The 24,455-nt window shown below is 63.3% G+C and carries 9 protein-coding genes; 8 read left to right on the forward strand and 1 reads right to left on the reverse strand.

What is annotated here, in order from left to right:
- Window positions 1-389: 389 nt before the first annotated feature.
- From pglW to ASD42_RS14825, 8 genes are all read left to right on the forward strand, one after another.
- On the forward strand, window positions 390-4,865 hold the full coding sequence (gene pglW, locus ASD42_RS14785; RefSeq protein WP_056816720.1) for a BREX system serine/threonine kinase PglW: 4,476 nt from the start codon (window positions 390-392) through the stop codon (window positions 4,863-4,865).
- A complete protein-coding gene (gene pglX, locus ASD42_RS14790) occupies window positions 4,862-8,494 on the forward strand; it encodes a BREX-2 system adenine-specific DNA-methyltransferase PglX (RefSeq protein ID WP_056816722.1) in 3,633 nt (1,210 codons plus the stop codon). The genes pglW and pglX overlap by 4 nt, the downstream gene beginning before the upstream one ends.
- Complete coding sequence (gene pglY, locus ASD42_RS14795; RefSeq protein ID WP_056816725.1) at window positions 8,494-12,375, forward strand: BREX-2 system ATPase PglY; 3,882 nt, start codon at window positions 8,494-8,496, stop codon at window positions 12,373-12,375. The genes pglX and pglY overlap by 1 nt, the downstream gene beginning before the upstream one ends.
- The gene (gene pglZ / locus ASD42_RS14800; protein WP_056816728.1) at window positions 12,372-15,191 is read left to right on the forward strand and encodes a BREX-2 system phosphatase PglZ; all 2,820 of its coding nucleotides are present in this window, start codon (window positions 12,372-12,374) and stop codon (window positions 15,189-15,191) included. The genes pglY and pglZ overlap by 4 nt, the downstream gene beginning before the upstream one ends.
- 429 nt (window positions 15,192-15,620) lie before the next feature.
- Window positions 15,621-16,934, forward strand: a complete 1,314-nt coding sequence (gene brxD, locus ASD42_RS14810; RefSeq protein ID WP_200950452.1) for a BREX system ATP-binding protein BrxD — start codon at window positions 15,621-15,623, stop codon at window positions 16,932-16,934.
- A gap of 125 nt (window positions 16,935-17,059) precedes the next feature.
- Window positions 17,060-18,868, forward strand: a complete 1,809-nt coding sequence (locus ASD42_RS14815) for a DUF262 domain-containing protein (protein WP_056816737.1) — start codon at window positions 17,060-17,062, stop codon at window positions 18,866-18,868.
- A gap of 52 nt (window positions 18,869-18,920) precedes the next feature.
- On the forward strand, window positions 18,921-19,916 hold the full coding sequence (locus tag ASD42_RS14820; RefSeq protein ID WP_162256207.1) for a CBS domain-containing protein: 996 nt from the start codon (window positions 18,921-18,923) through the stop codon (window positions 19,914-19,916).
- Window positions 19,917-19,962: 46 nt separating this feature from the next.
- Window positions 19,963-22,095, forward strand: a complete 2,133-nt coding sequence (locus ASD42_RS14825) for a DEAD/DEAH box helicase (protein ID WP_235569538.1) — start codon at window positions 19,963-19,965, stop codon at window positions 22,093-22,095.
- Here ASD42_RS14825 and ASD42_RS14830 read toward each other — a convergent pair whose 3' ends face one another.
- Window positions 22,096-23,955, reverse strand: a complete 1,860-nt coding sequence (locus tag ASD42_RS14830; RefSeq protein ID WP_056816885.1) for a DUF2075 domain-containing protein — start codon at window positions 23,953-23,955, stop codon at window positions 22,096-22,098.
- Window positions 23,956-24,455 lie beyond the last annotated feature (500 nt).

Here is a 24,455-nt window from a genome sequence, read left to right on the forward strand (position 1 = left end):
GCCCGACCTCGATGCCGGCCGAGCAGCCAGCGCATCGAGTTCATCTTCGCATCTCATGCGCCGAGCTGCCCGCCTGTACACAGCCACGGTGTCGCCCGTCAGTCAAAACGCCGCTGGCTCGACGCCCACAGCAACTCGGCAGCCACCGCATCGAACTCGCCGGGAGCACGAGCGACACCCTGGACTACCCCTATATCTTCCTACACGCCGCGATCCAGGCGTACTGCCCGCCGTACAGGGACTGACAACCCGCGCAGAGCCGCGGCGATCACGATCTAACGGTTCGTCGGCGATGCTTCGGCCCGCCACACTGACGACTAGTGTGGTCTTCGCGGCGCCGGGGGCCGGGGGCCGGGCGATATCGGACGACGAGAACAGGACGCGCACATATGGACGAGGGTCGGTGGACAACAGTCACCGAGTCGAGTTTCGAGCATGAGCGCCGGGGGCTGGAAGCGATCCGGACGCAGTTGCCGAATGTCGATCCGTGGTTTGCCTGGTCGAACTTCACTTTCACGGCCAATACCGGGCATGTGCGTGAGGTCGATCTGCTGGTGATCGCCCCCAACGGGGTGCACATGATCGAACTCAAGGATTTCAGTGGCCGACTCTCCGCGGAGAGCGGCGACTGGGTCCAGACGAACAAGCGCGGCGACCGCAGGAAGTTCCGCAGTCCGCTGCATCTGGTGAACCAGAAGAGCAAGGAACTGGCCGGTCTGCTGGGTACCAGCGGCGCTCGGGTGTTCGTGAGCTCTGCTGTCTGCCTCACCAATCAGGGCCTGCGGTTCGACCTGCCCCCAGGTGACCGCACAAACACGCACACCATCAAAGAGCTGATGGACCGACTCAATGCCCCGGCACAGGATGCCAGGCGCATGGTCGACGCCCGCCTCGCCAAGAAGATCAAGAAAGCATTCGAAGACGCAGGCGTGCGGCGCAGCGATGCCGAGTTCAACGTCGGCCCCTACGTGCTGCAGCGCAAACCGATTGACGCCGGCCAGACCTGGCAGGACTATCTCGCTGTCCACACCGAGCTGCGCGAACCGGTCCGCGTGCGCATCTATCTGCGTGAACGCGGCGCTGACGAGGAAGCACGCAAATCAGTCGACGCCGCCGCGCGCCGAGAAGCAGCGGTATTGCGCAGGTTCCGCCATCCGGGTGCAGTGCAACTGGAGCATTTCGACTCCTCCGGCCACTCCGCGGGACCAGCCCTCATCTTCCGCTACCACCCCGACACCCTGCACCTGGACGAATTCCTCGCCCAGCACGGCGAATCTCTGGATATCGGCGACCGCATCAGCTTGGTCCGGCAACTCGCCGAGACATTGCGCTCAGCGCACTCCTCACGCTTGTACCACCGCGCGCTGGCCGCTCGGTCGATTCACGTGGTACCCCAACGCAGTTCGACCGAAACCCAACGGTGGCGTGCGCCTCTGTTGCAGATCTCCGACTGGCAAGTGGCTACGCAACGTTCGGCCGGTTCAGTTCTGTCGATGACGCGGCACGCCCCGACTCTGCTGTCGGCGCAACATCTTTCGGCCGGTTCCGACGCCTACCTCGCCCCCGAGGTCGCGGCGACGTCGCCCGACCCCATCGCCATGGACGTCTACGGCCTGGGCATGCTCACCTACCTGCTGGTCACCGGCAAGGCACCCGCCACCGCGCAAGCAGAACTCTTGGCCCGATTCGAGGCCGGCGAGGATTTGCGCCCCAGCGCCCTGGTCGATGATCTACCCCAGGATGTCGATCTACTGGTGGCGGCGGCGACAGACTATCGCCCTACGCGACGGCTCACCTCGATCGCCGAGTTCATCGAGCTTCTCGAAGATGTCGAGAACGCACTGACCACACCCGATGAGGAAGAACCGACCGCGCCCGACAAGGATCCCCTCGAAGCGGTCCGCGATGACGTGTTGGCCGGCCGCTGGCAGGTACGTCGCCGTCTGGGCACCGGATCGACGAGCCGCGCGTTGCTCGTCCGCGACCTGCAGGCCGACCCTGACAACCGCAAGCCCTACGTAGTGCTCAAGGTCGCGCTCTCCGACGACCGCCGCGAGGTACTCACCCGCGAGGCCGGTGTACTGCGCGGACTGCGCCGCCATTCGGGCATCATCGACCTGGTCGATCCCGGCATTCTCACCCTCGCCGACCGCACCGCCCTTGTCCTCGAATACGTCGGCGACGAACAGGGATTGGAGCAGGAGTCCAAGCATCGCACCGAGGAGACCGTCGCCCGCGAACTCCGCGACAACGGTCGCCTTCAGGTGGGCCGGCTGGAAACCTACAGCGACTACTTGTTCGCAGCCCTCGATTTCCTTGAGGGCGAAGGTGTCTGGCATCGCGACCTGAAGCCGGACAACATCGCGATTCGCGTGCGTCCCAACAGAACTCGCGAACTGGTCCTCATCGACTTCTCGTTGGCCGGCTATCCGGTGCAGAACACCGACGCGGGCACCGACGGCTACCTCGACCCGTTCATCACCACCTTGACCCGTGGAGTCTACGACGCCCACGCCGAACGCTATGCGCTGGCAGTGACGCTGCACGAGATGGCCTCGGGCGAAATCCCACGGTGGGGCGACGGCAGCGTGCTGCCCCGCCAGCTCGACGCTGCCGAGTTCCCGTACCCCGAGGTCGCCGCAGATGCATTCGACGCTTCGGTGCGCGATGGCCTGGTCGAGTTCTTCCGCAAGGCACTGCACCGCGATGTAGCCCAACGCTTTTCGGACCTCAAACCGATGCGCGACGCGTGGCGCAAGATCTTCCTGGACATGACGCTTGCGGTGCCGTCGCGGCCATTGAGCGTGCACCCAGCGCCGCCTGTCGATGTAGACGAGGTGGCACCGGAAGACCAGCGTCGTCAGATCGCCGAACAGGCGACTGTGGAAACCCACCTGTCGCAGTCCGGCATGACGGCGGCGACCGAACAGTTCCTCTACGGCCTCGGTGTGAACACTGTCGGTGAGTTCCTCGACTACGGCCGCGGCAAGCTGATCAACGCCCCCGGTCTGGGTGCCCGCTCGCGGCGCGAGATCCAGGACCGCCTCAAAGAGTGGGGCAAACGGCTCGGCAAGGACGAACCCGCGCCGCTCACCACCGAGGCCAGAAAGGAGGCGAAGGCCGAACTCGCCGCGGCGGGTGCCGACCTCAGCGCCGGACTGCTGCGCACTCTCAGCCTGGACACCCTCGCTGTCGGCTTCGTACCCAACAAGACCGCCACGAACGCCAACAAGGTCGACGCGGTTGCACGCCTGCTACGTATCCCGGGTGCGGGCGACTTGCCCGATCTAGATGCGTGGCCTACCCAATCAGCAGTAGCCGACACCCTCGGCCTGACTTCGGGCCGCGTCGCCCAGCTACTGAAAGCCCAACGCACGCAGTGGAAGAAAGACCCTGCCGTTCAAGCCTTGCGGGCGCAGGTACTGGAACTGTTGGAGGAGTTCGGCAGAGTCGCGGCAGCGACCGAACTCGCCGACGCACTGATCGCTAGGCGAGGTACCCGTCTGCACGAGCGCGCGCAGCGGAGAGCTTTGGGCTTGGCCGCGGTGCGAGTCGTCGTCGAGGTCGAGCAGCTCGCACCCGAGGATGCGGCGATTTATGTTGCCCTGAAACGAGATTCGGGCTCGAATCCAGTGGTCGTGCTGGCGCTCGAAGCTGCCGACACGGATCTCGACAAGCCGGCCGGGCCTGCGATGGCACATTTCGCCCTACGTCTGGGCAAGACTGCTGACGCGCTCGCAGATCAGGAAACCTTGCCGACTGCCGCGACAGTGCTCGACCGGCTCGGCGCAGTAGAACCTCCTGAGGGCACGTTCACCTTGGACGAGCGTCGCCTGGTGCAGGTATCGGTCAGTGCCTCGCGCAATGCCGCGGTCACCCCGCGCCTGGAGATCTATCCGCGCGACCTGCCGCTGGTGCGAGCCGTCCGTTTGACTCAAGCAGGCCTGGTCACCCTCACTCCGGGCATGCCGCTACAGCAGCAACCCGGACTACTGGCACGCACTGTCTTCGACCGTATTCTGGCCCGTTTCCCGGAACTGACGATCGCCGGCAGCGATGACGAATTGCCTACCCCGGAGCTGACAAAAGCGCTGAAGGATGCCGGCTTCGGCCTGATTGTCGCGACCCACCCCGGTTCTCGGGTACAGCGTTACATCCCCGAACACGCCGACCAGAACTCCAGCTACACCGAACACGCGCCCCGCTGGACGACCGCAGTCAACTCCCATGCGGCGGGCCGCTATTCCGACGATCCGAGTCTGGCCAAGGCCGCCCGAACCGAGGAACTCCTCGTCGGCGCGGCACTGCGCGACGGATTCCGGGTGCTCACCGCACCGATCATGCGCAACGACGACAGAGACAGGCCCAACGCCGCCGCGGAATTGCGGGACCGCTTCTCCGCACGCCCGATGTCGGCAACGGCGCTGTTCCTGGCCACCATGCACGACCTGGTTCCCCCTGATACGAAACCCACCTGGGAAACCATCCTGCGCGCCGACGTCGCCCCGGCCGGTTCCCGTCCCGCACTGAAGTTCTCGGAGTACGCGCGCACCGCATGGAGCCGCATCGAAGCCGAGATCGCCGACAACATCGCAGGTAACGGCCCGCTACTGCTAACCGACACCCTGGTGTTCGCCCGCTACGACGCGATGGGTGTGCTCGGCCGCCTGGCCGAGCAGGCCCGCCGAGGAAAGGGCGGTCTGTGGTTGTTGTGCCCACAGTCCGACCCGATGCGTCCGCCGCACCTCGGTGCCGTCACCGTGCCGTACCAGTCCGCTCTCAACGAGTGGATCCAATTGCCTGCCTCGTGGATCAACAACCTCCACCGCGCCAGCCCCTCGACCGACACAGGAGTCAACGCATGATCGACCGCGCCGCACTGCTCGCCGACCTGAAGAAGCAGGTCACTGCGGTCGAGGCCGACCTGAACCAACAGCTGCGCGCCCTTCCCGAGGTGAAAGCCCGCCTACACGACGAGTGGGCCCACGCCCGCAAACTAAACCGCACCGCGGCCACCGAAACCTCCTGGCTCGACGAACGCATCACCCAGGTAGCCGTCGCCTGGGTCCTCGGCACCGTCTTCGTCCGCTTCTGCGAAGACAACCGCCTCATCCCCGAGCCCTACCTCACCGGCCCCACCGACGACCGGCGCGAACTGGCCCAAGCCCGCTACGACGCCTACGTCGAATCCGACGCCGACCCCACCTACCGAGGCTGGCTCGAACAGTCTTTCGCCGAACTCGGCGCAGGCCAAGCAGGCAAACTCCTCTTCGACCGCGCCCACAACGCCCTCTACCAAATCCCCGTCTCCCACGACGGCGCCCGCGACCTCATCGAATTCTGGCGCACCCGAGACGAACACGGCACCCTCGTCCACAACTTCACCGACCCCCTCGACGAAGACGGCATCAACGGCTGGGACACCCGCTTCCTCGGCGACCTCTACCAAGATCTTTCCGAAGATATCCGCAAAAAATACGCCCTCCTCCAAACCCCCGAATTCGTCGAAGAATTCATCCTCGACCGCACCCTTGAGCCTGCGATCGGCGAGTTTGGTTATGCGGAAATCAAACTCATAGACCCGACATGTGGGTCGGGGCACTTCGTGCTTGGTGCATTCAAGCGGCTGAACGAACGCTGGGCAAAAAATCAGCCGACCAAAGACCGACACGAACGAGTCCAAGCCGCACTGAACTCAGTCCACGGCGTCGACCTCAACCCCTTCGCGATCGCCATCGCACGCTTTCGCCTCCTCGTAGCTGCGATGGCCGCAGCGGACGTCCGCAATCTCGCGGAAGCTTCGCGCTACGATTGGCCAATCAAGCTTGCGGTTGGTGACTCGCTGATCAAAGCCCGGCAGCTGGAATTAAGCTTTGATGGCGATATTGGGGATCCTCTCGCCGAGTTCTCCTACGCTACGGAGGACGTGCAGGACTACCCCGGAATTCTTGAGCAGGGCAACTACCACGTGGTAGTGGGCAACCCGCCATATATCACCGTGAAGGATGAGAACCTCAACAAAATCTATCGCGGGCTGTACAAAGCATGCGCAGGAACCTATGCATTGTCAGTACCTTTCGCGCAGCGCTTCTTTGAACTTGCCAAGATCGGCAACCCAGACGGCTACGGATTCGGACGGGTCGGACAGATTACCTCAAACTCGTTTATGAAGCGGGAGTTCGGCACAAAGCTTATTGAAGAGTTCTTCGCCCACTCCGTCGAACTTACTGAAGTGATCGATACATCCGGCGCGTACATCCCGGGGCACGGGACACCTACAGTAATCTTGGTCGGGACACGAAAGTCCGGGAAGAGCCGCCGACCAAGGCTTCTCACCGTGCGAAGCGTGCAAGGCGAACCGAGAGCACCCGAAAACCCCGAGCAAGGCCTCGTCTGGCAAGCAATCGTCAAGCAGGTCGCAGGGCCCGGAGCCAGCGTGAGCCAGTGGGTTTCAGTTGATGACCTAGATCGTGACCGTTTCGCCAACCAACCCTGGATCCTGGCAGACGGTGGCCATGAAATGGTCGAACAGCTCAATGCCGCTGCAAACACCAAATTGTCTGCCATTATCGACGCAGTTGGGAGAACAACTCACACCGGGCTGGATGACGCCTATTATATTCCACCGAGCGCTGCCAAATCACATGGAATCTCATCTTCTTGCGTGCCGGTCGTATTGGGTGATGCTGTCAGAGACTTCACTATTGAGCCTTCAACCGCCACATATTTCCCCTACGACGATACTGGCAAACATCGAACAATCTCCGTCTCCGAAGCACGATTTCTATGGCCAAATCGAACGGTCCTTCGTCAACGAGTTGACTTCGGGCAAACGCCAGAACAGCGTGGGCTCCGATGGTTCGACCACAGCATGTTCTTCCCTAAGCGGTACCGATCACCACTGTCCATCTCCTTCGCAGAAGTGGCTACACACAACCACTTCGTGCTAGACCGAGGCGGTAAGGTGTTCAAACAGACGGCACCAGTCATCAAGTTGCCGGAAGGATCGAGCGAGGAAAAGCACCTGCAGCTACTAGGGCTTCTTAATAGCTCCACAGCCTGCTTCTGGCTCAAAATGAGCTGCTACCCAAAGGGCGGCGATCCGATGGGCGACGACGGCGCCCGCGTCAGCGCAGAACCCTGGTCAGATAGGTACCAATTCAATAGTAAGAATGTTGGGCGATTCCCTGTGCCGACTAGGTTGCCTACATCAATTATCGAGAAGCTTGACATGCTTGCTAATCAAATTAGCTCAGCGAGCCCAACAGCGATGTGCCACAGAGGCGTGCCAACAGGCCAAGCCCTGCGAGATAGTGAAATGAATTGGCACAAGATACGGGCACAGATGATCGCAATGCAGGAGGAACTGGACTGGACAATCTACTCCGTATTCAACCTAACAAGCGAAGATTTTATCTCCCCGCCTAATGAAGTCCCTGAAATTCAACCTGGGGAACGGGCCTTTGAGATCGTACTTGCACGTCGAGCTGCGCGGGGAGAATCGTCCGACGAATGGTTTAAGCGACACAAATCCACCCCCACCCTGGCGATTCCAGCACACTGGCCAGAACCTTACAGGCAGGTTGTTCAACGCCGGATGATGGCGATCGAGTCGTCGCGAGCGATCGGCATGATTGAACGGCCCGACTATAAGCGCCGGTGGGCGACCGATGGCTGGGAAGCACTCCAGGAGAGGGCACTCCGCTCCTGGCTACTCGACCAAATGAGCTCTCGCAGGTTGTGGTTCGACAACAGCGACCAGCCTCAGATGCTTACGCTGACCAGACTTGCCGATCGCTTAGCCGAGGATGTCGACTTCGTATCCGTCGCCGCCCTGTATGCACCTCGCACCAACCTGGCCAAGGTGGTTGGCGAGCTAATCAGCGACCACCATATCCCGTTCATATCAGCCCTGCGCTATAAGCCCTCAGGCCTGAAGAAGCGCCAGAGTTGGGACCACGTCTGGGACATGCAGCGCCAAGAGGACGCCATGCCCGACGGACCTGCCAAGAACGATTACCGCAAGACCATCCCGGTCCCGCCCAAATACACATCTGCCGACTTCCTACGCACGCCGTTCTGGCAAGCCCGTGGCAAGCTCGACGTACCCAAGGAACGCTTCATCTCCTACGGCTCCACCAACGCCGCTACCCCCGACCTATTCGGCTGGGCAGGCTGGGACCACCGCGAACAAGCGATGGCCATCGCCATCTATCTCGCTGACCACAGCCTCTCGACAGAGGAGATCACTCCATTCCTCGCGGGTCTGCTCGAACTGCAGCCATGGCTTGACCAGTGGCACAACGAGATCGACCCAAATTTCGGCATCGCCCCCTCGACCTTCCTCGCAGGCGACCGCCACGACAGGCAGAGCGAACACGGCCTGACCGACGACGACCTCCGCAACTGGCGCCCACAACCCGCCACCCGCGGCCGTCGCGCACCGGCAAAACGCACCACCAAGAAAACCGAAGCAGCACAGGGGGATAACTGATGGACCAGCGCCCACTTCTGCGCGACCTCATCGATATCAAGGAACACATCGCCGGTTCGGACTATGTGCTCACCCTTGCCGACGCGGTCACCGACGCAGGCTCGACCAAAGCGGTCGAAGACTACGTGCTCACCGAGCGCCTGCTCGGCAACTTTGACGAAGCCCTCGCGCTGATCAAGTCCGCGCTCGACGGCAACACTTCGAAGCCCGCCTTCCTGCACGGCTCATTCGGTGCCGGTAAATCGCACTTCATGTCGGTTCTCTACGCCCTGCTCTCAGGTAACCCAGTTGCCCGCTCCCGCACCGAGTTCGACCCGCTGCTCACCAAACACGAGTGGCTCCTGTCGGACGGCAAGAAGTTCCTTATGGTGCCGTACCACATGATCGACGCCAAGGCGATGGAGCAGCGGGTGCTCGGCGGCTACGTCGACTTCGTCCGCAAGCTGCATCCCGACGCGATGATTCCGCCGGTGTATCGCACCGACGCGCTGTTCACCAACCTGCGCTCACTGCGCGACACGATGGGCGAGGAACCGTTCCTCAATGCCCTCAACCGCGACCACGCTGCCGAAGGCGACGATGAATGGGGTGACCCGAAAGCCTTCTGGACCACGCAGAAACTCGACACCGCCCTGGCCGCGTCGGAGGTCCACGACGGCAGCGTCATCAACCTGGTGAACCCGACCACCCCGCAGGAGCTGCGCGCCAAGCTGGTCAGCGATGCCAGCAACACCCTGCTGCCCGGGTTCACCGAGCAGGCCGCCGAGGACGAGACCGGCTTCATCTCCCTCGACAAGGGTCTCAGCGTCATTGCCTCGCATGCGAAGTCGCTCGGCTACGACGGCATCATCCTTTTTCTGGACGAATTGATCCTGTGGCTGGCCAGCCTCATCCACGATGAGAAGCGGGTGGCCCGCGAAGCCAGCAAGATCACCAACTTCCGTGAGGGCGGCGATGCCCGGCGCGCCATCCCGATCATCTCGTTCATCGCCCGCCAGCGCGACCTCCGCGAGCTCGTCGGTGAAGAGCTCGCTGGCGCAGCGGAATCCGCGATCCAGGACGCCCTCAATCACGCATCGGGCCGCTTCGATCTGATCAGCCTCGAAGACCGCAACCTCCCGCAGATCGCACACGCCCGCCTGCTCAAGCCGCGTGACGAAGCCGCCGTCGCCCAGTTCGACGCAGCCTTCGAGCGGACGAGAAAGCTCAGCCCCAAGGTGTGGGACACCCTGCTCGGCTCCGACGAGTCCACCACCGGCGCCGACGAGGCGTCGTTCCGGTTGAGCTACCCGTTCTCCCCCGCCTTCCTCGACACCCTCGTCCACATCTCGGCCGCCCTACAGCGCTCCCGTACCGGCCTGAAGCTGATGGGTCAGCTCCTCGCCGACCACCGCAACGAACTGCGTCTCGGCGACCTGGTCCCCCTCGGCGACCTCTACGAGCAGCTCACCCGAGGTGGCGACCGCCCGTTCGTCGCCGACAAGAAGGTCCTCTTCGACGCCGCCGACAAGCTGTATAAAACGCGACTGCGCCCGTACCTGCTCAGCACATGCGAGGTCACCGAGGACGACATCGATGCCTACCTCAACCGGCGCGACACCATCACCGACGCCAAACTCCTCGGCAACTGCAAGAAGTTCGTCGGCCAGAACCGTCTCGCCTGCACGGTCCTGCTCGCGGCACTCGCACCGAGCGTTCCAGCCCTGCGCGACTTGACAATTCGCCGACTCGGCGCACTCAATTACGGCTCGATCACCACCATGATCCCGGGCCGGGAAGAGGGCGTGATCAAGGACATGATCAGCGAATGGGCTGGTCGTTTTCCCGAAATCAAGCTCACCGGCACCGATGTCAATCCCGGCGTGCAGCTGGCATTGTCCGGCGTCGACGTGGAATCGGTGATCGCCAACGCCCAGGTCAACGACAACCCGTCCAACCGGCTCGCCCTTGCCCGTGACCTCCTGGCGGAGGAGTTCGGCCTCGACCGTGCCAACGGCCGATTCGACGCCGACGAACTGCGCTTCGTCTGGCGCGGCTCCAACCGCATCGTGGAAGTGGTGTTCGGCAACGTCAGCGATGACGACGCACTCCCCAACCACGACCTCCAACCCGCCTACGAAGGCCGCTGGCGCATCGTCATCGACCTGCCCTACGACGAAGGCGCCCACACCCCGATCGAAGACGCCGACCGGATTCGCCGACTCAAGGAAGAGCAGGGCGGCAACCACCCCAACACCGTCGCTTGGCTGCCCACCCACCTGACCAAGCCCCGCTGGGAAGACTTCCGGCGCCTACTGGTCATTACGAAGGCACTCGCCGACCCGTACCGCTTCGACACCCAGTACGCCCAGCATCTCAACCCCGACAACCGGGCCAGCGCCAAGCAGCTCCTGGAGTCGCAGCGGGAGGTCCTTCGTCAACGCGTGCTCGCGACTTTCAAGCAGGCCTACGGCCTCGCCGAGCGCAAGCCCGAGGACGTCACCAACGACCTGGGCGAACTGTTCCACCCCCTGCCCGATATCGACGGCCTGACCGTCTCGATCGGCCAACCACTGCACGACGCCATCCGCAACCTCGCGGGCAAGCTCCTGGCCCACCAGTTCCCCGAGCACCCGAACCTCGACCCGGACGGCACCGGCGTAGCCGTCAAGCCGATCGACGCGAAAGCTGTTCTTGCACAGGTGAAGGGCGCAGCCGAAGCGCGCGACGGCCGGTTCGAAGTGCCCGCCAAGGAGCGCGCCCTTATGCGACGGATCGCCGTACCTCTCGGCCTCGGCCAGCAGAAAGAGGCCTACTTCGAGCTGTCTAAGCGGTGGGCCGACCACTTCCGTCGCGAGGCCCAGAACGCAGGCAGCACCGGCGACCTCTCGGTCATCTCCCTCGGCGACTGGATCGACCGCCCCCAGCCCCGCGGCCTGGAAACCCACATTGCAAACCTGGTGATCGCCTCGTTCGCCGAGATGGATGACCGGATCTGGGTACGCGGCGGCGTCCCGATCGACACCCCGGAACTCACCAAGATCCAACCGGGTGATGCGTTGCGCACGCAGCCACTACCCAGCGAGGCGGACTTCGCCGCTGCGCGTAGTCGGTTCGAGGTCATCTTCGGCGTCAAGGTGCCTACGCTGTTGCGTGGTGGGCCGGTCCAGCAGTTCGCTCGTCAAATCAGCGCTGCGGCAAGCAAATACCAGGACACAGCTGCTCGCCTCGTCGAACAGCTGGAAAAGCACGCGGACTTCCTTCAGCTCAACGACACCGTCGCCGGTGAGCGACTCGCGCTTGCTCGACGCTCGCTCGCGTTGTTGTCCACCCTCGCCACTGTTGGCACCGGTGGGTCCGCCGGTGCGAAGAAGGCGGTCGAGGCGCTCGCTCACTTCGATCTCGCCGACGTCAACGCGGACCGGTACGCGACATCGATCAAGTCCGCCGACCAAGTCACCTCGGCCCTCGCGCACGCGCCGTGGCGCAATCTCAACCACGCCACCGGGCTCGGCGCCCCGGGCGCGTCGCTACTGGACTCGCTCCGTACTGCCGCACAAGCCGACCAACGCTCAGCTGACCTGGCCGCCGCTTTGCGCAAGGCCGACACGCAAGTGACCGAACTGATCGCGCTCCAGCTGAAAAACAACACCGAACCGCGACCCCCATCACCCGTACCCCCCGTCTATCCCGCTCCGGTCGTACCCGGCCCCGGGCCTAGCGATATCACCCTGACGAACCCGGTGATCGACCCAACAAAGCAGCGCCCCGCGCAGCGGTCGGGCATCTACACAACAACAGCGAGTGACGCGGCTGCCAGCTTCGCTGACCGGCTAGCGGAGCTGGCAGCACAGGAACCGACCGCACGCATCGAAATCTCGTGGAAGGTCATCAACGAATGACCACCGCCACGGAAACCACCGCACTACGCATGTCGAGAGCGACGGTTACCCAGTATCTTTCGTCGCAAAAGAAGCTACAGGCCGAGCTTGCCAACCCGGGCGCGCCCGTCATCCTGTTGTTGCGCGGCGAACCGGAGTGGGACAGCGACCCCGTCCTTGCCCTCGCCGAGGACCGGCACGCTCGAGTGTCGATCGCCGCGTCCCCACTCGCCGTGCATGAAGCCGTCCTAGCCCACGCCCGCGAGATCGCTCCCGACCCGCGAGTCCTGGTGATCATCACCAACATCGAGGAACACGACCTCGACCCAGCAATCCTCGCCCGCACCCACCGCGGACGCGTCTACGCGGTAGACCGCTGGGACATCGTCCGAGAGTCCTTCGGCGCCAAAGCCATCGACCCTCGGCTCCGACGTGACGGCTGGGCCTGCGAAGCGCTGCTCGACGCCGCAGGCGCCCAGGACTGGCCGACCGCGATGGCAGGCCGCGTCCTCTCCCGCGTCTCGGCGCTGGCTGCCCTCACCGGCCGCCGACTCCGCATCCACTCGGGATCCGACCGCATCGACCCCATCACCCTGCTCGAGTGGACACAACGCCCGGGCGCCGACCGACAACTACTGGACCTGCGAGCCCCCGAGCGCGACGGACTCATCGAATTCCTCTGCGAATCAGAACAATCCGGCGCTACAGGCACAGCGGTTGCCGCGCTCACGACGGCCGGCCACGGACCGGAAGCACTCGCATACGGCCTCGTGTGCGCCGCTCTCTGGCAGCACGCCACCCCCGGCAACGCGGTCTACCAGGCACGCGGACGGGTCGAACGCTGGCTCGGCGACCGCCCCCCGGTCCAGGGCGAAGCACTGGACCACCTCCTCAGGACCTACGGCCGCACGTGCGAGGACTACGTCCGCGACCTGCTGGTGAAGGCACGCGTCGCCACCGACCTCCACGACGAAGCCGACGACGCCACCCTGACTGCCCACAAAGCAGCGAAAACTGTACTGGCCCAAGCGGACCTGCTCGTTCGCCAGTTCGGCGCAGGTGAGGCGGCAACCCACAGCCCGCTCCTCGCCGCGGGCCTCGAAGCCCGGATGACCGCCGCCGGAAAGGCACTCGGCCGCGGCAACCCCGACGAGATCGACCGAACAGTCGCCGCCCTGCGCGCCCACGACCTCGCCGCCGATCACCGTGTGCGCATCACGCGAGTTCGGATGGCCCAGCGACTCTCCCGGTGGTTGAACACCGACCCCGACCCCAAAGTCGACAGCAGCGTCGCCGCCGCACTGCACCGCCAAATGCACAGCACCGCCTGGGCCGACCGCGCCCTCGACTACCTCGATGCAGGCGGCGACGACGACCCCGACTTGCGCGTCGCCTACGACACCATCGCCACCCGCGCCCGCGACGTCCGCCGCGAATTCGACCGCGAGTTCGCGAAAAATCTTGCGGTATGGACCGAATCGGGCACCTCGCCGGGATCCATGCTGACCGTGGAGAGCTTCCTCCATCGTGTCGTCCGCCCACTGGCCTCCGCACACCGCGTGCTGTTGATAGTCGTCGACGGGATGAGCGCTTCCATCGCCACCGAACTGGCGGGCGAACTGCGCGCCACCTTCGCCGAACACGACCCCTTACCCGACGGCGACGCCCACCGCCGCTGCATGGCCGCAGCGCTGCCGAGCCTGACCGCGGTCTCGCGCACCTCACTGTTCGCCGGAAAACTCATGAAGGGCGACCAGAAAACCGAGCAACGCCTCTTCCCCACACACTCGTTCTGGGGTTCGAAGCGCGCAGCCGTCTTCCACAAGGCCGACCTGCGAAGCAAGCCCGGCGAACGCTTCGGGGCCGACCTCAACGCCGCGCTCAACGACCCCGATTGTCATGTCGCAGTCGTCCTCAACACGATCGACGACCGCCTCGCCAAGGAAGCCAAACTCGACGACTCAGGCTGGGAAGCCCGCGAGGTCGGCGACCTGCGGGCGCTCGCCTCCGCGGCGACGGCCCAGGGCATGGTCGTCCTGATCACCAGCGACCACGGCCATGTCATCGACCGCCACGGCGAAACTGTCCCAGCTGCAGGCATCGAATCAGCCCGCCACCGGCTCCCCGCCGCCGAATTCGACCGCAGAGCCGAAAACGAGATCCTGCTCCACGGCCCTCGCGTCGTCTGGCCCGAACCCGGCGCCGCCATCGTCGCGTTGTGGGACAACGACTCTCGCTACACCGCCCAAAAGGCCGGCTACCACGGCGGCGCCGCACTCGCGGAGATCACCATCCCGGTGCTCGCGTTTCTTCCGTACGGTGCCGAGCGCCCCACCGGCTGGCGCGAACTGGGCGACCAACGCCCGACCTGGTGGCGCGACGACACCGACACGCTGTCCGAACCGGAAACCACGGCAGCCGTCAAAAAGGCGACCAAACGCATCGCCAGCCGAATCACCGAGCAGGCCGCCGCACAGATCACCCTGGATATCCCGCTGCCCAGCGCGGAGCCGCTCCTTCGATCGCCGAATCCGGTCAACGACCTCGTCACCGATCTGCTCGCCTCAGAGGTGTTCGCCGCTCAGCTGGAACAACTGGCCCGCAAACCAACACCAGCTAAGCTGGAAAAGGCCATCCGAGCGCTACTCGACGGTCCGCAGTCCACCACGGCCCTCGCTCAACGCGTAGGCGATCCACCATCACGAGCCAACGGCTTCGCGGCCATCCTCGGGCAGTTGCTCAACGTGGACGGCGTGCAGGTGCTGGAGGTCCTCGCCGACGGTCGAACACTGCGCCTCCATGTGGCCCTGCTTCGCGCACAGTTCGGCCTCCGATGACCGGCCGGGCGGCACTCTCGCCCAGTGCCGCCCGACCATCCGGCAACCTGAAATCAGCCAAAAACTTCGATCCCATCGCGTCGACTCATTCCATGCTCCTGTCGTATTCCGCTGCGGCCCTTTCGCTCTCGTCGAAGTCGGTCATGCAGGAATCGCATAGAACCGGATACGGACGGCTCTTGGATCGCGTGTGCACCACACCCTGCCGCGGACCGATCACACCGCCGCACATCGCACACGTTGCTTCGTATTCGTTTCTCATCACAACGGTCACCCCTCCCACGGGCTCGAACGGCGCACCTGCGCCGGTCTCCATAGTCGCTCTGCCCACCGACAGGCACGCGGCCTCGACAACCAGTGCCGGGCCCGACGCAACAGCGTCATGTCACGGCCGGTTGAACCAAGTCCACCTCATGGCAAGATTGCCTGGTGAATAGCGTCCCTTCGCCTGTCAGCGCAGTCCGCCGACGCGACGTCATCGATGCGTTGCGGCGCGGTGCCGTGCCCGGCAACGGACTCGACCTGCTAGCGACCGGCCTGGACCGGTTCGAGTCGGCACTCGACATCGAACTCGACACGGTCGCCTCCGGCGGTGCGGTATTCAAGGCAGTGCGTGGTGAGTACGGGTCGGGTAAGACATTCTTCTCCCGGTGGCTCGGCGAGCGCGCCCGCAAGAAGAGCTTCGCCGTTTCCGAAATCCAGATCTCGGAAACCGAGACTCCACTACACAAACTGGAAACCGTGTACCGACGGGTCACAGAGCAGCTCGCCACCTCGAGCTTCCCGCCCAGCGCCATGCGACCCGTCGTCGATGCGTGGTTCTACGCGTTGGAAGAGGACGCGCTGGCCGACGGTGCGGGCGAGGACGACCTGCCCGAAGCAGTCGGCGAATTGATGGCAGCACGCCTGGGCGAGGTCTCACGGCACGCACCCTCCTTCGCAACCGCTCTACGCGGCTATCACCGAGCGCTAGCCGAAAATGACGAGGAAACCGCCGCAGCGATTTTGGCATGGTTGGGTGGCCAGCCGAATGTCGCGGCGGCAGCTCGTCGGGCCGCCGGTGTCCGCGGCGAACTCGACCACTTCGGGGCGCTCGGGTTCCTCCAAGGCCTACTCACCGTGTTGCGCGACAGCGGCCATCGCGGCCTGCTCCTCATTCTGGACGAAGTCGAGACACTGCAGCGCGTGCGATCGGACGCGCGAGACAAGGCGCTCAACGCACTACGCCAGCTCATCGACGAGGTTCATTCCGGCCGATTCCCCGGCCTCTACCTGCTCATCACCGGCACACCGGCGTTCTACGACGGCCAGCAGGGCGTTCAACGACTGGCACCGCTCGCCCAGCGCCTCGCTACCGACTTCACCACCGACCCTCGCTTCGACAACCCGCGCGCCGTGCAACTACGACTTTCCGGGTTCACGATGGAATCCCTCGTTGTACTGGGCATCACTATCCGTGACCTGTATGCCGAAGGCAGCGCGAACCCCGACCGGATTCGCCAAGTCGCTGACGACGCCTACATTGCCGACCTGGCCCGCGCGGTCGGCGGAACCCTTGGCGGCAAAGTCGGCATAGCCCCTCGGCTGTTCCTCAAAAAGCTGGTCGGCGATGTGCTCGACCGCATCGATCAGTTCCCCGACTTCGATCCACGCACCCACTACAAGCTCACCGTCAACACCGCCGAACTGACCGACGCCGAGCGAAATCTCGTCAGCGCCGACGACATCGACCTCGACCTGTGAGCAGTGTTTCACACGATCAATCCGGCCGTCGTACACTCTGTCAGCACCAAAGTTGTTGGCATGTAGTTGATCACAGCGATCGATCGGCACCGCTGCCGTTCGGCGCTGCTGGATGGGGGTAATCGATGGCTTTGGACAACCCGAAGCTGGGCGATGTTCTGGGACGGATCGACTCAGGCGAGCTGCAGCTGCCGGACTTCCAGCGCGATTGGAAATGGGGCGATCAAGGTATCCGCGAGCTGATCGCGACCGTCACCCTGAATTACCCCCTCGGCGTGGTGATGACGCTGCGGACCGGTGGCGAAACCAGTTTTCGCGCACGCCCGTTGGCCGGCGCCGAAGCCGCAGCCAACGTAGAACCGCAGTCCTTGCTCCTCGATGGACAGCAGCGGCTGACCTCGCTCTACCAGTCGCTATTCCTGGACAAGCCGGTCGACACCGAAGACGCGCGAAAGAATCCGGTCAAGGTCTGGTACTACGTCGACATCGCAAAGGCGATCGGTTCGGCGACCGACCGAGACGAAGCGATCATCTCGGTCCGCGATCACAACAAGAAGGTCCGGATTCGACATGGTGTCGACCTCGACCTCTCCGACACCGCAGGCGAAGTGGCTGCCGGATACTTCCCGCTTCACATCGTCTTCGACTTCAAGCGAGTGTACGACTGGCAAAATGCCTTCGACAGGCACGATGCCGAGGCCGCCAGAGCGCTATGGCCAACCTTCGAATCGGAAGTGCTGCACAATATTCGGAGCTTCCAGGTGCCGATGATCAACCTTGACGCCGACACCACTCCCGATGCGGTGTGTTCAGTCTTCGAACGGGTCAACACCGGCGGTGTCCCGTTGAATGTTTTCGAGCTGCTGACCGCGACCTACGCCGGGGATCGCGAGTACGAACACCAGCACAGCGGTTTGCGATACGACCTGCGCCGTACCTGGGCGGAGCTGAAATCAACGTTGGTGGTCGGGCACACAGTCTTTGGCGACCAGGACTCCCGCGTCGACGAAGGTATGACCAGCACCGACCTGCTACAGGCAGTAGCACTAGTACGCACCTGGGAGCTGAAACAGAAGCGCCCGGCTGCAGCGGTGTCGTGTAAGCGCCGCGACCTGCTCAATCTGCCACTGCGGGACTTCGACCGGTTGGCACCGATTGTGCGCGATGCCTTTCTCTGGGTTGGTGATTTCCTGACCGAACAGTGCATCGTCACCGCGGGCGACCTGCCCTACCGTTCCCAACTCGTTCCGCTGGCCGCCGTGCGGACGATTCTCGGCGAAGCCACCGACGAGCCCGGAATGCGAGAGCGCATCACTCGATGGTTCTGGTGCGGTGTTCTCGGTGAGATGTACAGCGGATCGACTGAAACCCGATTCGGACACGATGTCGAGCAGCTGGTCGCATGGAATGATCCCGCAGCACCGACCCCCGATACCATCGAGGAATCTGTTTTTCTCCGTAACCGCCTGGATTCACTGAGTACTCGAAACAGCGCGGCATACAAGGGCATCGTCGCCTTGCTGGTCAAGCAGGCGGCCACAGATTGGTACTTCACCGCAGATCCGTTGACCGCGACGACCCTGGTGCAACACGCAGTCGATATTCGGCAGATATTTCCTAAAAAATGGCTACTGGGCCAGAACAAGGAATGGGTTACGTTCGGAAATTCGATCATCAACAAGTCACCCCTTTCTGAGCGTGCCTCTAAAAACATGATCGGCCCACCGAGCAGCTACCTGCCGATCCTGGCCAGCGAGTCGGGTACGCGCGACGAGTGGTTCGATGATGTTGTTGCCACCCATCAGATCGACCCAGAGCTGCTACGCAGAGATGACTTCGTCGCGTTCTACGCCGACCGCAAAGCCCAGCTACTGGCATTGGTCGAATCCGCTATGGGCAAGGATGCCTTCCAACGCGACCAACGGGAGGACTGACATGCACACTTCTCCTCAGGGGGATCAGCTCCACGCGTTGCGCGGAGCGACCATGCCTGTGAAAGACCTGGTCGGCCGATTCGGCTTCGCGGTGCGCACCCATGAAACAGTTCCACTCATCACGAAGGCCCTCAAGGAGGCTGGGCTCACCACTCGCCCAGACTTCGCTCGATGCCGTCCTGGGGTGACGGTGACGATTGTCGGCCTCGAACACCTCCAACAGGAGCAGAACTTCGAATCACCCGAGGCGGAGGTCGAGGTCAAGCCTTTGCTCGGCCCGCAATACCAACTCTTGATCGGCGACCTGCCCTCGGCACGGTGTGCACTGAAGTCGGTCAGCTCTGACGCGTCCGTCGCCGAAGCCGTCAACCTCATGCGTGCCTATGACTACTCGCAGATGCCGGTCATCGATGGAAAATCGGATCTGCGCGGAGTAGTAACCTGGCAGTCCGTGGCTCGACGGCTCAGCAAATCTCATCAGGGCGAGACTCTGGCCTTGGCGGAGGTAATGAACACCAGCGTGGAGAGCGCGGAAACTCACCATAAGTTGTTTCCCCGTCTCCCGCGCCTCCACGAAAACGGGTTCTTTCTCGTTCGCGAGCGTAATGGGGAGTTCAGTGGAATCGTCACGACCTCCGACGTCTCCGACTGGTTCTATCGCGGTTCTCGTCCATTCTTCTTGGTTGGGGAGATTGAAGAAAAGTTGCGCAGCGCACTGGCGCCCGTTACGCCCGAATCGATCCAACTACTACAAGCGAAAGATCGAAAAACTGGCAAACTAGCCGATCTGACGTTCGGTCAGTATGCAATGTTAGTAAGTCCTTTCGAAGTGCTCGACCGGCAAAAAGAAAAATTCGTCCCGCACGCTGACCATAATTGGAAAGTGCTCGGGTGGTCAACTGTCGACCGGGCCGAATTTGTGCGACTCCTCGAACGAGTCCGCATAATCCGCAACAGCATCGCGCATTATGATTCGACCCCACCGTCGGAAGGCGACCTCGATACCTTGCAACAGTTGGGCCGTATCCTCGACGACCACCAGCCCTAGCCCTTGGATGCCGTCGGGAGCATCCACCTCGTGGCAAGATCTGCCTGTGACTGACGAAATATGGGATCGCCTGGATCCAGTAGTGGTGCACCACATCGTCAACACGCTGGGCTGGCCTGGACTGCGCCCACTGCAAGAACAGGCGATCGCACCGCTTCTAGACGGTGAGGATGTCGTCCTACTCGCCCCGACTGCAGGCGGAAAGACAGAAGCTGCGTGCTTTCCGCTGCTCAGCGAGATGGCACAGCAACAATGGACCGGCGTATCGATCCTCTACCTCTGCCCGCTGAAAGCGCTGCTGAACAACCTGGCTACGCGCGTCGACAGGTACGCGCAGTGGCTCGGCCGCCGGGCGGAACTCTGGCACGGAGACGTGACCAACTCCCGGCGGGACAGGATCCGGCGTGAGCACCCCGACATCCTGCTCACCACGCCGGAGTCGTTGGAAGCCATGCTGATCGGTACCAAAACCGATCACAACCAGCTCCTCGGAAACGTCCGCGCGGTCGTGATCGACGAAGTACACGCCTTCGCCGGCGACGATCGCGGCTGGCATCTGCTGGCTGTGCTGGAACGTCTGCAGCGGGTGACCGGTCGGCCAATCCAGCGAGTCGGCCTGTCGGCGACAGTCGGCAATCCGGACGAACTCCTGACGTGGCTGCAAGGCTCAGGAGCAGGTAGTCGTCCCGGGCGGGTAGTTGCACCGGGAGTCACGCTTCCTGTACCAGGCCGGACGTCCTCTCCCCCGCCTGGCGAGGTCGAGCTCGACTACGTGGGCTCTCTGGAGAACGCCGCGAAAGTCATTGCATCCCTTCATCGCGGCGAGAAGCGGCTCGTATTCTGCGACTCCCGACGCCAGGTCGAGGAACTCGGCGCAGCGCTGCGCACGCGCGAGGTGACGGTATTTCTCTCGCACGCTTCGCTTTCGGTGGATGAACGCGCCCGCGCCGAACTGGCTTTCGCCGAAGCACGCGATTGCGTCATCGTCTCGACCTCGACCCTGGAGCTGGGAATCGATGTCGGCGACCTGGACAGAGTCATCCAGATCGACTCACCCAGCACTGTCGCGTCGTTTCTGCAGCGCATCGGCCGCACCGGGCGACGTGCGGGAAGCGCCCGCAACTGCTTGTTCCTGGCCACGACCGATGACGCGCTCATCCGAGCCGCCGGGCTGTTATTGCTGTGGAGTCGAGGCTGGGTCGAACCGATCATCCCCCCGCCAGAACCCCGCCACCTGGTGGCGCAACAAATCCTGGCCGTGACGCTGCAGCACCACTCCATCGGCGACCGGATCTGGTCCCAAGAGTGGAACGGACTCCACCCGTTCGACACCTCCGCAGGACCGATCCTGCGCCACCTCGTGGAGCAAGGTCACCTCGATGACGACGGCGGCCTCCTCCACATCGGCCCCGAAGCCGAAAAGCGTTTCGGTAAAAGACATTTCCTCGACCTCACCGCCGCCTTCACCGCACCCCCACAATTCACGGTCCTCGCAGGCCGCCAAGAAATAGGCCACACAGATCCCTCGGTCCTGACCGACGACCGCCCCGGCCCCCGCCTGCTGCTCCTGGCAGGCCGAAGCTGGCACGTCACCTACATCGACTGGTCCCGACGCCGCGCCTTCGTCGAACCGGCCGAATCCGGTGGCGTAGCAAAGTGGTCCAACACCGGCCTGCGCGGCCTGTCCTTCGAACTGACCCGCGCAATCCGCGACACCCTCCTCGGCACTGATCCCCCGGTGTCGCTGACCAAACGCGCCCGCGTCCAACTCGACGACATCCGCGCGACCAAAGCCCTGAATATAACCAGAGGCAACGCCACCGTGATCGAACGCGAGGGCGACGCCGTCCGCTGGTGGACCTGGGCAGGCTTCCGCGCCAACGCCACCCTGGCCGCCTCCCTACCCACAGTCGTCGACCCCACCCAACGCCCCAGCGACTTCAGCATCCGCCTCCGCCCCGACCTCACCCCCGCCCTGTGGCGAGACGCAGTGTCCGAGCGACGCGGACCGAACTCGGTCCTTGTCCTTCCGGTTGCCGACGAGCGAGCTATCCGAGGCTTGAAATTCTCGGAGGTACTCCCCAACAACCTCGCCGCCGCAACAGTTTCTGCCCGCCTTGCCGATGTGGACGGTGCCCGCCGAGTGCTCGACGAACGAGCCAGTTTCCACCTGTCGTGATCAAGGAACCAGATCAGTGAGGAACTGCTGAGTCTCTGGATCGGTGGAGTAGATCACCACGCCCCGCATCGCGCGAGTGAGCAGGACCTTGTAGATATTTCGGGTCAGCCGGTTGAAATCGTCGTCGAACAGGTTCTTCGACTTCATCGGCTTGTCCTGGCTGCCGTCGCGCACGCTGACGAAGCTGCCATTGCGAATCACCAGGTCGGGGCCGATTATGACACCGGCCCACTCATATTCGAAGCCCTGCGCGGTGTAGATGCAGCCGACCTGATCGAATCCCGCGGGATCAGTCGCCCAGAACAGCTTGGACGGAACCCCACTGACTGCCCTGTCGGACTTCAGATTCCATGGCATCGACCACGAATCGATGCGAACGTCATCGACGAGGCTGTCGTCCGGTTTCGGATCACTCCATGGCCAGCAGTAGCCGGCGGTAATGCGGGCAACCTCGCCGGAGTCATTCTTTGCACGCAGAAAATCCTGCAACTGTTGCGGTGACTCGGCCACTCGAACCTTGAAGTTCGAGTCCCCGACCCACTTGGTCGGGCCGCCGATCCGCAAACCGAGCAGCCGACGCACCCACTCGTCGTACTCCGCGCTTCCTCCGCAGCGGAAAAGCCCGTCCAGGGCGATGGTGTGTACGGGATACCCGGCCCGGGTGGCATGCGAGTAGATCTCGTCGAAGGTCCCCACTTCACCCGGCCGAACAACCTGATGCTCATCGAGGAGGAAGACCGGGACCTTGGCGGCAGCGATCAGTTCGTCGATCTGCGGCCTACCGGTGCGCTTCTCCTTCTTCGTGAAACGGTTGGTCGAAACCGCCCGGATGCGATGGGCTTCGTCGCAGATCAGCACATCGAGCTGGTTACGCCGGTAGTCAGCGAACGTCCTGTAGTACTGGAACAGGCCCTTCAGCTGGGTGGACCCTTTTGCTGGATACTTCCGAAGGGACTCGGTGAACGACTGCGAACCGGTGGCGTGCCGTACCTGCTTTCCTTCGCGGTGCAGTTCCGACAGCAATGTGACCGCGATCAGGCTCTTCCCGCTGCCTGGACCGCCGGTGATGATCACGACGCTCTTCTGATCTTGCTCGTGCGACAACCGGACCTGGTCGAGCACGCGCTGGTAGGCGATCTGCTGTTGATCGAGCAGCGAATACTCCGTCGCGCTACGCAATGCAGATGCGGCGAAGGTCAGCAGGTTCGACCGCGGACGAATCGGGCTCGCCAACAACCGTTCCGCGGCCATTGCGCCCGACGCCGGGGCGAGCTTGCTGGTCAAGAACCTGAGAAAATCCTCGCGCCCGTCAGCGGTGAACATTCGACCCAACCGATCCGGTTGTCGCGCTCTGAGCGTGCTGATCGAGTTCTCGGTCGCGTTGTGCAGATAGGCGACGCCGTGTACCGCCTCCGGACGGTCGTGGAGAACTTCGACGTACTGTGCGAGGTACTTGCAGTAGCCGCGCACCTGGTCGATCGGATGTGCTTGTTCGTCCGGCAGCCCACTCGCCCGCACGATTCGGTCGCTGTTGTACGCCAGCTCGGCTTGACTCCACTGCTTGAGCTCGACGACCACGTAACTGTCTTCGCCGGTCCGCGGATCGACCCCACTGAGCACTACGTCGGCACGAGCACTCGTCACCGGCAGACGAAACTCCAGCAGCATCTCGACTTGGCCCAACCCGACTTCCTGCAAATCCTTCGCCAGCAGAGGGAGGCTGGCTGTCCAGGACCGGGCTTCTGAGTTCTTTTGCTCCGACTTCCGATTCAGATGCTCGGCCAGCATCGCCACGAGCGTTGCCTCCATCGACCATGTCAGCACCTCCGCTGCGGTCGACCGCAAAGCCCTCTCCACCATGCCGAACACCCCTAGACAGCACGAAACCTCGTGCAGCGGGGGCATATCCGTAGAGCGGAAGCCCGTCGGGCCACAACCTGACGAGCAAGATCATATCCCACGTGTAGCCCGACACGATTGTCCTGCAGCACAGGCTATTCAGCAGACCACCACGACAAAGGCTCGATCAGCACGCCGGGAATCGCGCCAACTCCTTCATGTCGACGGCGACAGTTCCGCCACCCAACCGTGACGTAGATCCGGCCATTAGAGTGGGTGGAGCACTTCGACATCGCCCGCACCTACGTGGAAGCCTCAGACCTTCCTACCCCGACCGTGACAGCAAGTGATCAGCGGTCACCCGCACCGACACGCACCACTCAGCCTGTCCGGTACGACATCGCAGGATGGACACCGTTCCGCGGCCACCACTCTCACCGTATTGTCAGCCGCCCGCAGTCGGGCAACCCGCGCTGGCCGCCCCTTCTGAACATTGGCGGGCATCTGGCGGGCGCGTCTCT

Origin of the sequence: Nocardia sp. Root136 (genome assembly GCF_001427185.1) — a bacterium.
GTDB classification, from domain to species: domain Bacteria; phylum Actinomycetota; class Actinomycetes; order Mycobacteriales; family Mycobacteriaceae; genus Nocardia; species Nocardia salmonicida.

Coding starts and splice junctions, on each gene's coding strand:
- pglZ (WP_056816728.1), top strand. CDS start 12,372: ATGACCACCGCCACGGAAACCACCGCACTACGCATGTCGAGAGCGACG.
- pglW (WP_056816720.1), top strand. CDS start 390: ATGGACGAGGGTCGGTGGACAACAGTCACCGAGTCGAGTTTCGAGCAT.
- pglX (WP_056816722.1), top strand. CDS start 4,862: ATGATCGACCGCGCCGCACTGCTCGCCGACCTGAAGAAGCAGGTCACT.
- ASD42_RS14815 (WP_056816737.1), top strand. CDS start 17,060: ATGGCTTTGGACAACCCGAAGCTGGGCGATGTTCTGGGACGGATCGAC.
- ASD42_RS14830 (WP_056816885.1), bottom strand. CDS start 23,955: ATGGTGGAGAGGGCTTTGCGGTCGACCGCAGCGGAGGTGCTGACATGG.
- ASD42_RS14820 (WP_162256207.1), top strand. CDS start 18,921: ATGCCTGTGAAAGACCTGGTCGGCCGATTCGGCTTCGCGGTGCGCACC.
- pglY (WP_056816725.1), top strand. CDS start 8,494: ATGGACCAGCGCCCACTTCTGCGCGACCTCATCGATATCAAGGAACAC.